Source organism: gamma proteobacterium symbiont of Scutellera amethystina, assembly GCF_059730845.1.
In genome coordinates, this window is the sequence record NZ_AP035937.1 from 45,884 (window position 1) to 60,647 (window position 14,764).

General features: G+C 60.6%; 16 protein-coding genes. All 16 read left to right on the forward strand.

Annotated elements, in window-relative coordinates:
- Nucleotides 1-12 precede the first annotated feature (12 nt).
- The 16 genes from AC6I79_RS23610 (at nucleotide 13) to AC6I79_RS23685 (ending at nucleotide 14,326) form a co-directional block, all read left to right on the forward strand.
- Entirely contained in the window at nucleotides 13-774 is a 762-nt protein-coding gene (locus AC6I79_RS23610) for a prepilin peptidase-dependent protein (RefSeq protein WP_498027902.1), read from the forward strand.
- Complete coding sequence (gene traX, locus AC6I79_RS23615) at nucleotides 771-1,352, forward strand: conjugal transfer protein TraX (RefSeq protein WP_058776623.1); 582 nt, start codon at nucleotides 771-773, stop codon at nucleotides 1,350-1,352. The genes AC6I79_RS23610 and traX overlap by 4 nt, the downstream gene beginning before the upstream one ends.
- 1 nt (nucleotide 1,353) lies before the next feature.
- Complete coding sequence (locus AC6I79_RS23620) at nucleotides 1,354-1,776, forward strand: hypothetical protein (RefSeq protein ID WP_498027903.1); 423 nt, start codon at nucleotides 1,354-1,356, stop codon at nucleotides 1,774-1,776.
- 40 nt (nucleotides 1,777-1,816) lie between these two features.
- On the forward strand, nucleotides 1,817-2,239 hold the full coding sequence (locus AC6I79_RS23625) for a hypothetical protein (RefSeq protein WP_058776621.1): 423 nt from the start codon (nucleotides 1,817-1,819) through the stop codon (nucleotides 2,237-2,239).
- A gap of 48 nt (nucleotides 2,240-2,287) precedes the next feature.
- Complete coding sequence (locus AC6I79_RS23630) at nucleotides 2,288-2,491, forward strand: Hha/YmoA family nucleoid-associated regulatory protein (RefSeq protein ID WP_021508678.1); 204 nt, start codon at nucleotides 2,288-2,290, stop codon at nucleotides 2,489-2,491.
- A 137-nt stretch (nucleotides 2,492-2,628) separates the two neighbouring features.
- Nucleotides 2,629-4,764 (forward strand): DotA/TraY family protein, encoded by a 2,136-nt coding sequence (locus AC6I79_RS23635; RefSeq protein WP_058776619.1) that lies wholly within the window; start codon nucleotides 2,629-2,631, stop codon nucleotides 4,762-4,764.
- Between the two features lie 66 nt (nucleotides 4,765-4,830).
- Nucleotides 4,831-5,496 carry a plasmid IncI1-type surface exclusion protein ExcA gene (gene excA / locus AC6I79_RS23640; protein WP_498027904.1) on the forward strand — a complete coding sequence of 222 codons (666 nt, stop codon included), beginning with the start codon at nucleotides 4,831-4,833 and terminating at the stop codon, nucleotides 5,494-5,496.
- 111 nt (nucleotides 5,497-5,607) lie between these two features.
- A complete protein-coding gene (locus tag AC6I79_RS23645; RefSeq protein WP_498027905.1) occupies nucleotides 5,608-6,822 on the forward strand; it encodes a secretion/conjugation apparatus DotM-related subunit in 1,215 nt (404 codons plus the stop codon).
- Nucleotides 6,823-6,837: 15 nt separating this feature from the next.
- Entirely contained in the window at nucleotides 6,838-7,944 is a 1,107-nt protein-coding gene (locus AC6I79_RS23650) for a thioredoxin fold domain-containing protein (RefSeq protein ID WP_498027906.1), read from the forward strand.
- Nucleotides 7,931-10,126: an F-type conjugative transfer protein TrbC gene (trbC, locus tag AC6I79_RS23655; protein WP_498027907.1), complete on the forward strand. Its 2,196-nt coding sequence runs from the start codon at nucleotides 7,931-7,933 to the stop codon at nucleotides 10,124-10,126. The genes AC6I79_RS23650 and trbC overlap by 14 nt, the downstream gene beginning before the upstream one ends.
- Nucleotides 10,127-10,206: 80 nt before the next feature.
- Nucleotides 10,207-10,740 (forward strand): phospholipase D family nuclease, encoded by a 534-nt coding sequence (locus AC6I79_RS23660; RefSeq protein WP_021507991.1) that lies wholly within the window; start codon nucleotides 10,207-10,209, stop codon nucleotides 10,738-10,740.
- 143 nt (nucleotides 10,741-10,883) lie between these two features.
- Nucleotides 10,884-11,138: a replication regulatory protein RepA gene (locus AC6I79_RS23665; protein WP_498027908.1), complete on the forward strand. Its 255-nt coding sequence runs from the start codon at nucleotides 10,884-10,886 to the stop codon at nucleotides 11,136-11,138.
- A 231-nt stretch (nucleotides 11,139-11,369) separates the two neighbouring features.
- Nucleotides 11,370-11,441: a RepA leader peptide Tap gene (tap, locus tag AC6I79_RS23670; RefSeq protein ID WP_374710434.1), complete on the forward strand. Its 72-nt coding sequence runs from the start codon at nucleotides 11,370-11,372 to the stop codon at nucleotides 11,439-11,441.
- Nucleotides 11,434-12,300 (forward strand): plasmid replication initiator RepA, encoded by an 867-nt coding sequence (gene repA, locus AC6I79_RS23675; protein ID WP_498027909.1) that lies wholly within the window; start codon nucleotides 11,434-11,436, stop codon nucleotides 12,298-12,300. Before tap ends, repA begins: the two co-directional genes overlap by 8 nt.
- Nucleotides 12,301-13,378: 1,078 nt before the next feature.
- Complete coding sequence (locus AC6I79_RS23680; protein ID WP_498027910.1) at nucleotides 13,379-13,621, forward strand: hypothetical protein; 243 nt, start codon at nucleotides 13,379-13,381, stop codon at nucleotides 13,619-13,621.
- Nucleotides 13,622-13,723: 102 nt separating this feature from the next.
- Nucleotides 13,724-14,326, forward strand: coding sequence for a DUF2913 family protein (locus AC6I79_RS23685; RefSeq protein ID WP_336703152.1), 603 nt, complete (start codon nucleotides 13,724-13,726; stop codon nucleotides 14,324-14,326).
- The last annotated feature ends 438 nt before the right edge of the window (nucleotides 14,327-14,764 follow it).

Consider the following 14,764-nt stretch of genomic DNA (forward strand, 5'->3'; position numbering starts at 1 on the left):
CGGGAGAATTTCATGACAACAAGCGGTACCTTCGCGCCGGACGCCGGCGCACTTTCTTCACTGCTGGACGCCGGCACCGGCCCGGTTCTGGTGCTGGATCCCTGCGGCGAAATGTGGGCGGCCTTCTGGAATACGCCGCGCTGGTCACGGCTATGGCAGGCGTGGCGCCTTGCCCCGGGGCAGACGCAGGAGGGCGACGTCTGGAACGTGCTGGATGCGCTGCGGCACGTTAACGCGGCGGACGGCGCCGCTGCGGTGGCCGCCGCGCTGTTCCCGGCGGAGAGCTACAGTGACCTGACCCGGCGCCTGATGGCCTGCGTCATCGGGTTTGCAGATGACACGGGGCACTTCAGCGGCGACGCCGCCGGGCTCGGCGCGCTGGCCGGACAGCTGTGGGCGGACGATCTGTGGATTGCCCTGGCGCGCTGGGGCCGACAGTACCCTTATCATCCGTCCCTTCAGGCCGCGCGTGAGCTGCTCACGCATGACGGCGCCGGTGACGCCGCCGCGGCCATCCGCAGCCGCATGGCCATTTACCATCACCCGCACGTAGCCGAGACGTTTACGGGCGCGCCGGGGGTCAGCCTCAGCACGCTGAAACTGCGGCCGGGGCAGGTCATCTTCCTGACGCCGGATATCCGCTGCATGGAAAGCGACGATCTGACGTCGGTATACGGTTTTCTCGCACGCGCGCTGCAGCAACTGGCAGCGCTTCATCATGTGACGCTCCCGCTCATTGAACCCATTCTGACCGCAGAAGGAGATGCCTTGTGAAAGATAATGATGCCGCCGCCCCGCAGGGCGGCGCTGCGACCGGCCGCCGTATGGCGAAGCGCGCGGGCTGGATTGCCCTGAATATCTTCCTGCCGGCGTGGGAGGTGTCCAGCTGGAGCCGCCACGCGGGGAGAAACGTCTCACGCCTGTGGCAGCGCCTCCGTGAGGTGACCGCGGGCCGCGGCGCGGGCGACTACCGCCCCGCGAGCTGGGCGCAGGCGGTCGCAGACAGCGGCCTGACGCCTGAACGGCTGGCGCGTAACCTGCGCATCAGCCGCTGGATCTGGTGGGGGCTGATGTGGCTGACCGGCCTGCCGGTGGCGGGCTTTCTGCTGATGCTCATCGCCGCCGGCAGCAGCATCAGCGGTACCGGCTGGCTGCGCGTGGGCATCGTGATGTGCGTGCTGTTACTGCTGGCGGCCACCGGCTTCGTGCAGGCGCTCGGGGTGAGCTACCGGCTGTGGCAGCTCACGGAAAAGCGGGTCTCGGCGTCAGAGAACGGCAGTTTTCAGGCGTTTCTGCAGGAGACGCGCTGGCGCCGCGTCGTGTTAAGCGGCGGTCTGTTCGGGGGGAAATAAGATGCGGGAACTCCGGCGGGAGCAGCAGCTTATCGGGCTGTGCACCCTTCTTGACGACACCGTGCTGGGCGAGCGACGCGAAACCATCATGCACCTGGTGCACAGCGCGCGGCGTGCCAGCCACGCGCGGGAGGCCGGGGAGGCGACCGGACTCTGTCTCAGTGCGCTGAAGCAGCTGCGCAGGGCGCGGCATTCACTGCGTGTGGCGGGGGCCGGCGCTGACGCGCTGTCGCCGCTGGACGCCGCCATTGCCGGACTGCAGTCCTTGTGTGATGAGGCAATGGCGCAGGCCATGGAGGCTGCCGTGCTGCGGCTGTTCGGCAGGATGGCGCTTCTGTCCGTGCTGCTGCCTGCCGGCGTGACCGCGGTGCTGTTCGGGGCGGGCGTGCTGATCCATATCCTTTGCGGCACGCTGACTTTCTGACTACAGTGAATGCCGGCCGGCGCCGGCAGGAGGAAACAGGATGTACATGCGACTTGATGTGTTTGCGGAACTGCTGGGCGTCCTGCCCGGCGAGCTGCTTCACGCGGCCCGCACCGGCGGCCTTCTCGACGGCATGCCGCTGCCCCGCCGGCGGCAGGTGCGCGGCGCGGCCGTGATGTTTGACCACGCAGAGGCGATGGCGTTTGCGGTCAGCTGGCGCGCGCGGACGCCTGAACCCGCGCCGGCGCCGTCCGGTGCGCCGCTGGTCGCGCTCGATGCCGCTGCAGAAGAAGCCGGCATCGCGCCGCTGGCGCTGTGGCAGGCGGTAAAAACCGGGAAAAAACTCCGGGGGGTTGCGCCGCCGGCTGCGGAAAAAAGCGATCATGGCCAGCTGCTCTTTGAGCCGGCCGCCGTCGCGCAGTTTGCACAGCGTTATCGCAGCGCGCTGAAAAAAAGTGAATGACTATCAGGAATATCCCGTATCCCTTTCTGCCTTAAGGATGAGAATCCCATGACCCGAACCGACTGGCTGTTCAAGTTCCGCCGCATCCATTCTCCTGACAAGCTGGACCAGCTGTATGAGCACCTGAGCTATACCGGCGAACCGGCAGAAATCTACGCCATGACGCAGGCATGGGACCACCGCAAGGCGGAGCTCGCCGCCGGAAAACTGTTCGATCGCGTGCCGGCGCACGTCTGGCAGTTCGTTAAATAACAGGCTTCCTGCGTCGCCTTCCCGGGCGGCGCATTTAACGCCGGTGCGCGTTTCCGATCGCTGAAACACCCCTTAAACCGGCCGCACAGGCGGCTTTCACGCGTTTCCATCCGCTAATCCTGATCCGCAGGTTAATCATGAAGCTACTGACAAAAATTCAGGCGGCGGCGCTGCTGTGCGCCGCGTCCTGCCCGGCATTTGCCGACGGCGTGGACTACCAGACCATCAGCGACGCCGCCAGCAAGACCAGCGACCTGTCCCGGCAGGCGCTGGTGATGATATTCGGGGACGTGGTGATCACGCCGTTCCAGCCCGGTCAGGCCACGCTTATCGGCTCGCTGTTCGCGCTGCTGAACGGCGTACTGTGCACCGTGGCGCTGGTATGGTTCCTTACCGTCACGCTGAAAACCCTGTTTAAGGGCGGGCAGGACGGCAAGGTGTTCAGCCAGGGCCGCACCTGGCTGCATCCCGTCATGAGCTTTGCCGGCTTTATGACGCTCATCCCCACCGCGTCAGGCTGGTCGCTGTCGCAGCTGATAATGCTGTGGGCGGCGTCCACCATGGGTATCGGCAGCGCGAACCTGTTCACGGACACGGCGGCCGACATGATAAGCAGCGGCATGTCGCTGGTCGTGCAGCCCACGGCGCCCTCCACGCGCTCGGCGGCGCGCGCGGTGTTTGAGATGAACCTGTGCAAGTACGCCACGAACCGGGAGCTGTCATCGCTGTATCAGGACGGACAGGCGCGAACGGCGCTGATGCAGACGAAGGGCGGGAACGGCGACTACACCACGGGCAACGGCAGCGCGGTCTGTGGCAGCGCCCGCATTCCTGAGACGTCAGAAGGCGTGATGGACAGCCTGTTCGGCTCCGCCGTGAACACCGCCAGCGTGACGGCCGCCTCGCGCAGCGCGCTGGACACGATGCAGTCCACGCTGGACGCGGCGGCGCAGGCGTACGTTGATGCGTACCTGAGTAAGCGCGACCAGGACAGCGGCACGCTCATCGATCCGGAAACCACCATTCAGAACGCGGCGGCCGCGTATGAAACCACGGTCAATAACGCGCTGAACCAGCTCAACTACAAAGACTCGCTGCAGAGCCAGCTGACCACGCAGCTTAAGGCTTATGGCTGGATTTCGCTGGGCGCCTGGTACAACACCTTTGCGACGGCCAACAGCAAAACGAATGAAGTGGCCAACGCATCGCCGGTCACGTCAGGCACGAGCATGCACGGCGAAACCGGCACCGGCGACCTGTATCACCAGGTGTTTTCGGCCTACCGGTCTCAGGTGCAGAACAGCACTTACACGGCGCCGCTGGGTACACAGACGGCGAAAGATGATGGTGCGGCGCTAAGTGCCACAGACCCTGATGCTATTTTTGTTGGTTTTTTCAGAAGCCCAATGCAGCGCTTAACAAATGCTTTAGCTACTGGAAAAATTGGAACAGAGGCTGATTTCTCAAGCCAGGTGAATCCATTAATTAAGATGCAAACAATAGGGAACTGGACGCTCTTTACTGCTCAAAGTGCGCTAACTACTTACACGTTAGCTTTAGCTGCTGCTTCAACTGCTGATAACTCACTTTTGGGAACCATTGGCAAATTTACTTTTGTTAATCTTCCTGGCGTTGTTAAGGATGTCCTGACAGAACTGTCACCTCCATTTTACTTTCTCTTATTACTCTTACTTGCAGTAGGTTTTTCTCTAGCAGTCTTTCTGCCGGCAGTCCCCTTCCTGTACTGGATGGTTGGGGTATTTAACTGGCTGGTCAGCGTCATGGTTGGGTGTGCAGCGGGTCCGATGTGGTCTGCGACTCACCTGGGGGCCGAGGAAGATAAAGGAAGCCGCAGCGCGTACGGCTACATCTTCCTTATTGATATGATGCTGCGCCCATCGTTGATGGTGCTAGGGTTCTTTTTTGCCTCGGTTGCCGTTATGGCAGGCGGGACAATACTGAACCTGCTGTTTGGTACCGCGCTGGCTAACGCAAACGCCGATTCAATCATAGGGGTGTTTGTAATGGCGGGGTGGCTGTTGATTTATGCCCGCATAGCGACCTTCGGGGTGACACGCGTGTTTGGCCTGCAGGCTATGCTGGCTGATTACGTGATCACGTTCCTGGGCGGGGCAGGTATGGCCGGCATCATGGGCGGACTGGTTGATGACGTCAAAGGGATGCTTGCATCTGCAGGTGGGGGAGCCAGAAGGACCCCAGGGCTTCAGAAAGTTACTAATCCTGAGGGGTCAAATAAAGACGGTGTGAAATAAATATACCTGGCTTTATTTACAGCCCTGCGTATAATTTAATCAGAGGAAAAGCGGCAGGAGGATGCCATGAAAACCGTTCAACGGCATGATAATTGGTCTGATTTTATTCGGGCAATCATTAAAACAGCCTATTACTTTTTATACCTACCATGTGCGCTATTAATTGCAGCGTTAACAGCTCTTGTTTCCCTGGGGAGTTCGTCCCACTCTCTATATGGCACAGACTATTTTCTATTATCACTATTGTGGCTTTCGATCCTTGTGCCTTTAGGATATAGAAGGCTTGTAATAACCAATAAGCGGCAAAAGCTTTCTAAAATGGTCGCACTTCTCACAAGCGACGATCGATTCAGTCCGCTGAAGCAGCATCAGATGATGGATGCGGGGCAGGGTAAATACCTGGGCATCGATATTAAATCCGGCAACATTCTGTACATCCACATGGTGAAAAAAGGCGTCGTCGACGTTATCGGTCTCACCATGCGCGACTGGAAGGAACGCGAGCTGGAAGGCAGTACGCTGCGGATCAACACCAAAAATCCTGAGGTACCTGTGCTGAGCGTTAACGCGCATCCGACGGTGACTAAGGAGCTGTTTGATACGCTCGGTGCGATGAGCCACAACAGCTACCCTGAATCGTTCCCCCAGGAGCCATGGCCACTGCACGTGAGTATCCAGAGCCGTTTCGTTGAGTTTGAACACGACGTGGTGGTTCCTCAGGCCAGCAACTGATTACTCCTGACATCCTGACGCTTTTCCCCTGACACCGGCCACCGCGCCGGTGTTTTCTTATCTGCAGTCCGGCGGGCTCCCGCGTCCGTCTCCGCTTCCGGAAACGCTTACATGAATACCTATCACCCGAACGCCGCCGGCAGTAACGAGTCGGCAATGATGTTGCTTACCTGTGGGCTGGTGCTCCTGCTCTGCTGGCTCTTTTTCGCCGACTTCGTGCGCTGGAGCTGCTGGTCCCTCTACTGGCTGTGGCGCTTAGCCGACTTTCCCCACATTCACCGCTACGCCGCCGAGCGCATCAACCTGCTGGCCTCGACCAGCAACGGTGCGGATTCGGTGGCATTCAGCGAATGGCGCGACGTCATGAACCACACGGCCGGCATCCTGTTTGTGCCCATGCTGCCCCTGGTCGTCGTGACCAGCTGGGCGCTGGCGCGTCACCCGGCGCTGGGCTTTCGCAGCCGGCGCGCGATCGACATTCATTCACTGCCCCGCGTGATGGCCACCTTTGCCCCTTCGGTGATACCGGTGCTGTCCGGGCACCGCGGGGACGGCCTGATGAACGACACCACGCCGGAAAACGCCTGGGCGCAGAAGCCGGAGGAGTTTGCCGACGTGCACGGGCTGATTAAGCGCCGGGTGCTTGACCGCGCCGCAGCGACGGCCCTGTTCGACGCGCAGACCGGCCCGGCGATGATGCCCCCGGATCAGTGGCTGCCGCACGAGCGCGCGCTGCTGGCCATCTTTGGCCTGCAGGTCTTCTCCGGAGACCGTAAGGCGGCCACCACGCTGCTGGATGACCTGAACCGCTCGTGCGTCATCCGCCGGCCATTCCGGGCGCCCGAATTCCGCACGGTGCCCGACTGGCGGGTTGCAGAAAAGCACATGGCGCGCGTGATGGCCAGCCCGGGCGTGAGCGAATGGCTGAAGACGCACCGCACGGTACGCTCCGCGCTGGCCGGACTTTACGGCCGCGACCTGCGCCTTCCGCCCGCACGGTTCCGCTGGCTGAAAGGCTGCGACCGCACGCTGTGGTACGGGCTGCACACCGCCGACACCGCCAAGGTGTTTGTCGAAGGCGCGGGCATCGTCGCGCAGGCACGCGCGGAGCAGCTGGCCGCCCGGCTCGGCCTGCCGTGCCCGCCACTGATGACCGGCGAGGCTGTCGACGGGCTGCAGCTGGAGCTGGAGTCGCTGGGGCTCGTATACCCGCGCGACGTCCGGCCAAAACGCGCGAAACCGCAGCGCGAAATGCCGTTCCCTGACGCACTTTATCTGCCCGGTGAGGGCGAAGACGAATTTACTGACGGCGCCGGCGCGCGCTGAGACAAGGATATGACTATGACCGTTTCACGCACAGAAGGCCCGTTCGTGGCTGAACTCACCGGCGAGCTGCTGAGTGTCCAGCGCATCAGTACTGACGAAGGCGCGCTGACAGGGCGCGGCCTGACCATGCTGTTTGTCTGTACTCTCCGGAAGATGCCGTGGTTTGTGATGCACGGCGACGGGCTTTATGCACAGAACGCGCACGACGCCCTGACGCCCCTGTATCACGGCAGCGACGCCGCGCAGCTGCTCGGCTGCTTAAAGCGGCTGCTGACTTCTGCAGAGACTACACGTCTGCGCAGCCGCAGACACCGGAAGTACGGCTATGCCGCTGCGGCGCTGTTCCTGACGGGGATACTGCTCAGCGTGCCTGTCATTATCCATAGCCTGATCATGCCGGGAGGGAGCGGGCAGCTGGCGAAGGCGAATGCGCCGCTTTCTGTCCCGTCTGTTCGGGCGCCGGTTGCTGCGCCTCCCGCCGCGCCTGCGCCGGCCATGCTAGCGTCAGACGGTGAGGGCGGGCGCACCGGCAGTCAGGCTCCCGCACAGCCGCAGCCGCCGGCCACCTATCCTGACGACGGCTGGAACCTGCCGCTGAACGTGCGCGCAGAGCTGCCGGCAAAACTCCGCAGCGCGGCATCACGCGCACTCTTCACCGTGCCGCTGTCTTCCGGGCACGCGCGCACCCTCTATGTTTTCGCCGATCCGGAGTGTCCTAACTGCCGGCGCATGGAGCACCATTATGAAACGGCCGCGGGCATGGTTAACGTGGTGATTTTCCCGGTCACCATTGAGGGGCGGGAGGCGTCGCTGCAGAAGCTGACTCCGGTCATGATGCTGCCGGAAGATCAGCGCGCAGCCGCCTGGAAGCAACTGTTCGCCGCGGATGCCGGCATGGGCGTGCCGGGCGCCGTACCGCGTGCGCCTGCCGCAGCGGATGACGCGCAGGCCGAGACGGCGCGCGGGGCAATCGGCGTCAACGAGGTGGCTTTCCGGGCGTATCGTCTGCCGGGCACGCCGTGGACGATTTCGGACGACGGGCGCTACGTGCCGCAGGGCGTGCTGAGCTCGCCGGCGGCGCTCACGGACTTTTTAAACGGAGGTGGCCATGACCGACAGTAACGCTGCGCTCGACAGCGCGCGCGTCAACCGGCACGCGGGGCGTTCGTGGGTAATCGACGTGCTGAGCGAGACCGGCACACTCGCCTGGGGGATGGCGGGCGCCGTGGGTGCCGGCATCGTCTGGCCTGCAACGCTTTTGCTGAGCCTGCCGGTGGTGCTGTTCTGGTCGCTGGTCGTGGCGCCCGCCGGCCGCTGGAAGATGCCGATGCGCATGCCGGCCGACATGAACCGGGAGGATCCGTCGACCGAGCGCAGGGTGCCGGCGAAGGTGCTGGGCTTTCTGCCGGTGGCCACCGTGCGCATTCATACCAGCCGTGCGGCCGGCATCCTGTACGCCGGCTATCTGCGCGGCAGGGACGCCGGGCGCGAGCTCTGGCTCTCGATGGACGACCTGACGCGTCACGTGCTGATGTTCGGCACCACCGGTGCAGGTAAAACGGAGACGCTGCTGGGCTGGGTGTTCAACGCGCTGTGCTGGGGCAAGGGCGTCATTTTCTCCGACCACAAGGCGCAGAACGACGTGGCGCTCGGCATGATGTCCATGGCCCGCCGCTTCGGCCGCGAGGACGACCTGCGGATGATGAACTTCATCACCGGCGGGCGCTCGCGGGCGCAGGAGCTGCTGGAAGACGTGAAGGGGCGGCCGCAGACCAATACCACCAACGTGTTCGGCATCGCGCAGGAAACTTACACCATCAACCTGATGGACTCGATGCTGCCGAAAACCGGCAGCAGCGGCGGCGACTGGCAGGAAAAGGCGCGCTCCATGAACCAGGCGCTGGTGACCGCGCTGGTCTATAAGTGCCGGCGCGAGGGCACGGTGATGTCGCAGCGGACCATCCAGTCACACCTTCCGCTGCGTAAAATTGCCGGGCTCTACGTGCAGGCGGTTGAGGAGCAGTGGCACGAGGAAATCCGCGTGGCGCTGGAGAACTATCTCAGCACGCTGGCCGGCTTCGACCTGGACAAGGTGGCCACGCCGTCCGAATGGGATCCGGAGGCGAACCGCCAGCACGGCTACCTGATGCAGCAGTACACGCGCATGCTGAGCCTGTTTAACGACACGTACGGCCACGTGTTTGCGCGCGACGCGGGCGACATCGACCTGCGCGACGTGGTGCACAACGACCGCATCCTTATTGTTCTGGTGCCGGCGCTTGAGCTCTCCGCGACGGAGAGCAGCACGCTGGGCCGGCTCTACCAGTCGCAGCTGGCCATGATTTTAAGCCAGGACCTCGGTGAGAAGCTGGAAGGGCGGCCGGAGGAAAACATGAAGGTGCGGAAATTTAAGGACCGGTTTCCGCTGCTCTGGATCATCGATGAGGTGGGCGCCGGCTACAGCGAAAAGCTGGGCGAGCTGGCCACGCAGATCCGCTCGCTGGGCTACTGCCTGCTGCTGGCCGGGCAGGAGGTGCAGCGCCTGAAGACGGCCGCGGGCGACGCGGTGTGGACGCTTATCGCCAACATGGGGGTGCGCATCACCGGCAAAATCATGGATCCGAAAGACACGCTGGAAATCCTGCAGCTGATGGCCGGTACCGAATACCGCGCGCACATGAGCGCGCTGGTACAGACGGGGAGCATCATCGGCAGCGGCCTGAACGACGATCCGCGCCTGCAGGTGAGCGAAAAGAAAAAGGTCGACGTTGAGGAGGTGCAGGCGCTGCAGGAGGGCGAAAACGTCACCCTGTTCCGGGGGCAGGTGGTCCGCGGCAGCTCGCTCTATATCGCCGACGCCGACAAGTTCACCAAGGAGGCGGTGCGCATCAACCGCTTTATGGAGGTAAATCCGCCTTCGGAAGCCCGGCTGCTGGCGACCATGCCCTACCGCCAGCGACGCAGCTACGTGCGGGCCGACCGGGTGCAGCACATTCTGCAGGTGCTCGACGCGCCGCCGGGCGCGCAGGATACCAGCCTGCTGGTGCTGACCGACCCGGCGCTGGCTGCAGTCTGTGAATTTGACCTTGAATGTGCGTTCAGCTGGAAGCGATCGCCTGCAGCTGCAGTGCGTTCAGCCATCCTCTGGCGCATGGTAATGGCCAGCCTGCCGGCACGCGGCAGGGGATACAGGGTACGCCTGCGCAGCCCGCGCCTCATGGGGGCTTCACGGGAGGCCATTGACGAAGCCGCGCTGAATTACGTGCAGCTCAGGTCTGCGCCGGCAGCGGGAGAGCGGACCTGACCGCGTCCGGCTACCTTTCCTGCTTTATTCCCATTCATGCATACTGCCGGCAGCGCGCCGGCACGGAAAAGAGAACAACGATGAAACTTACTTCAGCGGCGATCGCGGTGGCGATGTGCCTGACTTTTTCAGCCGCAGCGTCAGCGGACGCGCCGGCCATTGACGTCGGATTTTCACCGGAAGGCAGCGCGCAGCAGCTGGTCCTGCGCACGCTGGACAGCGCCCGGGAGAGTATCCGCCTGATGGGCTACAGCTTCACCTCTCCGGAGGTGGTCAGGGCGCTGGTTGCCGCAAGGCGGCGCGGCGTTGACGTCAGGGTGGTGGTTGACGACAAAGGAAACCGCAGCAAAGCCAGCCAGGCGGCACTGAACGTGCTGGCCAACGCCGGCATTCCGCTGCGCACCAACGGGCAGTACAAAATTATGCACGACAAGGTGATCGTGACCGACGGGCAGAACGTGGAAACGGGCTCGTTCAATTACACCCGCAGCGCGGCGGAATCGAACTCCGAGAACGCGCTGGTTGTGCGCGGCGTACCGGCACTGGCGCAGACCTACCTGGCGCACTGGCAGTCACGGTGGGACGGTGGTAAAGACTGGCAATCATCCTATTGACCAGCAGAAATAAGATTTTCTTCGCTTCCAGGTGAGATGCGCGCCAACGTATCTCACACCTCTGCACAAAGTTAAGTCGCTGATTTAAGAGATCTGTAGTATTCTCTGCCAAATTCTCTCTGAATTTAGTGGAGGAGGCAGAGATGTCGCAGTCAGTTAACGCAGTCACTTCCTCGTCAGGATCTAAACGCCCTTATCGTAAAGGTAACCCTTTAAGCGCGTCTGAAAAGCAGCAGGCAGCTGTGGCCAGAAAAAAGCTGACGCACAAAGAGCTCAAGATCTTCGTGCGAAATCCGATTAAAGACAGGCTTTTGATTGAGTGTGAAAAGGAAGGCGTAACTCAGGCTGAGTACATCGAGCGTCTTTTACAAAAAGCGTTTAATGACAACGATCAATAGGTAATGGTATTACTTTCTTGTCGTATGTCAGTTGAAGTGATAGATTGCAAACCGTAAAGAATTCTGGCGGGCCACGCCGAAAGGTGGCAGAGGACTGGTGCTAACTGATTAGTTAAGGCCAGAAAAAACGAAACCCCGATAATCTTCCTAGGTTTGGCGACTCAGGAGAAGACTAACGGGGCCCACTTATTCTGCATAGAAGCTGTTGCTCTATGCGGGGAGTATAGTTTCATGCCCGGAAAACTGCAATACCTTCTGAGCTCACTCCTTCTGTGCAACATAAGCGCAGGAAGGCGTGGCTGAGCAACTTACTGAAAGCACATCATTTTACCGGCAGGTAAAAAATCCGAATCCGGAATTCATTCCGGAAAAAGGCAAAAAAACGCTGCCGTTCTGCGAAAAAATCCGTGAAAAAGCGGCCGGCTTTACGCGGCGCATGGAGTTTCAGACGCTCGTTGCGATGTCTATCGCCCGGGGTGAGCGCAAGCGCCGCCCGCCGGAGCTGCGCATGCGGGCCCTGGAAGCCTCACTGCAGGCGCTTTGCCACTACTTTAATCCGCTGGCCAACCGCGTGGGCGCTTCGCTCACGACCATGAGCATCCGCTGCGGGCTGGCCACCGAGAAGAAACGTCTCTCGATCACCCGATTTACCGGCGCCGTGCAGTTCATGGCCCAGCTGAAACTCCTCACCTACAACACCGAATACGATAAAGAGATCGGCTGCAATATCCCGACCGACATCACCTTTACGCCGCTGATGTGGCAGGTGCTTGACGTCTCCGAGGAGGCGGTCACCGCTGCCCGCCGCAGCCGCATCGAGTGGGAAAACCGTCAGCGCGAGAAGAAAGGTCTGCCGCGCGCCGGCGCCGACGAACTTATCAGTGCCGCCTGGGCATTTGTGCGCGAACGCTTCCGCGAATACCAGAAGTCGCGCCGTGAACACGGCATGAAGCGTCATCGCGCCCGGAAAGATGCGCCACGTACCCGGAAAGATATCGAGCAGCTGGTTCGCCTGCAGATCCAGAAAGAAATCCGTAAAGGGCGTTTCTTTGGCGGGCTCGATGCGGTGCGAGCGGAGATAGATCGCCGCGTTACGGAACGCATGAAGCTCTCGCGTGGCCATTATGCGAGGCTGTCTGACGATCTGCTGGTCACAACCTGACGGCTGCTGATACCCGGCTGAATCATCTGGCGCACAGCGCCGGCTTTGCCCTGCCTGAAATCCGGCCTTTCTGGCCATCCTGACCACCTTCCTGCCCCTGTTACAGCTATCCGGTTTGCGCCGGAGGCCTTCGCACGTCTGCTGAAAAATTCCTGAATAAATATCGTCCAAATCAGTCGCTTACACCGGCTGATTTTCTGCGATCGGGCGCACAGAAATTCACCCGTTCCGCTGACCGCCATCGCGCAGCGGTGCAATTCTGAGTTATCCACATTAACTACGAGAGGGTAAGTAAATTATCTTCTACCCGGACAGGCTTTTAACCACTGAACGGGATTTTTACAAACCGCGATGATCCGTTTAAAAACCTGAACTCCTTTCTTTTAAAGAACTGTTATTACTTACTTTTAAATATAAAACCTATTCGACACCCGTCCTGTGGACAGGTGAAATACGACCGCCCTTGCAGCGGACTTACGTCCGCGCCGGTTCGGATTAGCCGCTACGCGTCTCAGGTAGCTCCCGCCTGAAGGCGGGCTTAACATCACCGTGCGACAAGCAGCTGCAGAAAAAGTGTTTTCTGGCCATAAACAAAACATTCACCTTAACCCCGAGCGAAACCCACCCTGAAAAGCGCCGCCGCCCCGGCCCGCAGGGCCGGAACAGAGTCGCTTTATAGATGGATGATGTAACTAGAAAATGGAGCTGCTTTAAGACTGAGGCCTGCGGTTTCTATCTTTCGTCTACGACCATCAGGCTAATGCGCGCCTGAAAGGCCGCTGCTTAAACGGCGTCTGACAGGGAGGGGTTGGGCTTTCGCCACCATAAGCCCTGTAACCGGCTACGCCGGGCTAACGGCGCCAGCTGGCATCTGAGCCGTCCTTAGCGTTTTATGGCGCCTCCATGCCGCTGACGCGGCATTCAGGGGCAGGCTGCGCACTGCTCGCCAGCCAGGCCTGTTTCAGCAAAGATGCCTTCGCTGCAATCATCATTGGTGCTACTTTCAGGCTTATATAGTCTGCGCTAACGGCAGATGAAGCGAAAACTGCCCCCTATAAAACAGTACGGGAGACAGGTTATGACTGGTGCTGAAGATCAGGAACTGATGAAATCCACTTACTGGGAGGCGTGCCGGATCACCGGTATGATCTGCCTGAGTCTGGCTGACCGGGGAAAAGAAACAAATCGGGAGCAGCTGATTCAGGAGTTGGTCACGCTCGCAGAAGCCTGTATCGACAAAAATGCAGACTGCAATCCGTCCCTGATTTTCGCCATTGAACAGCTGCGGGGAAATCCCGATGAGATCAGCCCGGACAGCTGAACAACCTGCCGGATTTGCCGGGTTTTCTGAGGCCTGATGATGTCATAAAATGCCGGCAAAAAGGGCCATCAGATTCTGTGGCCCGGCATCATGGTAAAGCCGATGAATAAAGACAATCTTAACGTCAGTCACCTGGCATGGTGCGGACTGATTGCGCTGCATACCGCCCGCCGTGACGGGCTCGTAACCTCACCCGCACAGGACAACCTGTTTCTGACCCGCTGGCTGGCCACCGCCGAAAAACAGCGCCGCTTTCCCAGGGAGATGGCCAGCGACATCAGCTGGCTGCTGAAGCAGGGGCGGGAGAAGGGCCTGCGCGCCGACCTGCCCGGCAAGCTGGAGTATCTCTGGCGCGCCGGAAACGGCCACCTGCAGGCGCAGAACGACCTGTACCGGCTTCAGCACGCCCTGCACGCCGTGAAGCTTACCGGCTGGATTTATATGGTGCTGTCAGAAAACGAATGGAGCGGCCGCCGGCAGCTGCGGCTCAGCCCGTCCGTGTCCGGTGTTTACCTCAGGCGCAGCGCACTCGAAACCGGCTTTGACGAGCACGGACGGCAGCGTAGTCCCCTGCCGGCGCGCATCACCGGCGACCTGGTGGCGCTGGATAAGCTGCTGCAGCGTTCGGGCTGGCGTCGTGAGGCGGCCGACGGGCAGGACCATCAGCTATATACACTCATCGCTGAGGCTGGCCGCATAGCGTAGCGTCAGAGCCCTCTCTGGAAAGGGCGACACCGAGTACAGGAAATCTTTCCGGCGGCTCATGCGCCCTTGCGGTTCGGGTGAAATATGTTCCAGTCATTCATAAAGTAAATAATTCGTCACTCTGCTCTGAATCGCGGGCATTTCTCCCGCGTGTCCCCTGTCTCAGTCAGCTCGCTCCGGGCCAGACGGCTGTAATAAGGTTAAATCCGATCTGTCTCAACTCTTCAGTGATGATTAAGTAGCGCTTTAAAAATGAACAGGTTGACTGGTATTTTCAGCCTGACAAATTTCGCCTTTGATCAGCTAAAGAGGCTTCATTAGTGGAAAAATTCGTGCGTAGACGAAAAACAGATATTTATAAAACAGAATAATCTTATTAGTTGTTCTTTTGGATTTCACTCTATTTTAAAATGGTCGCATCTTTTCGAATAATTAACG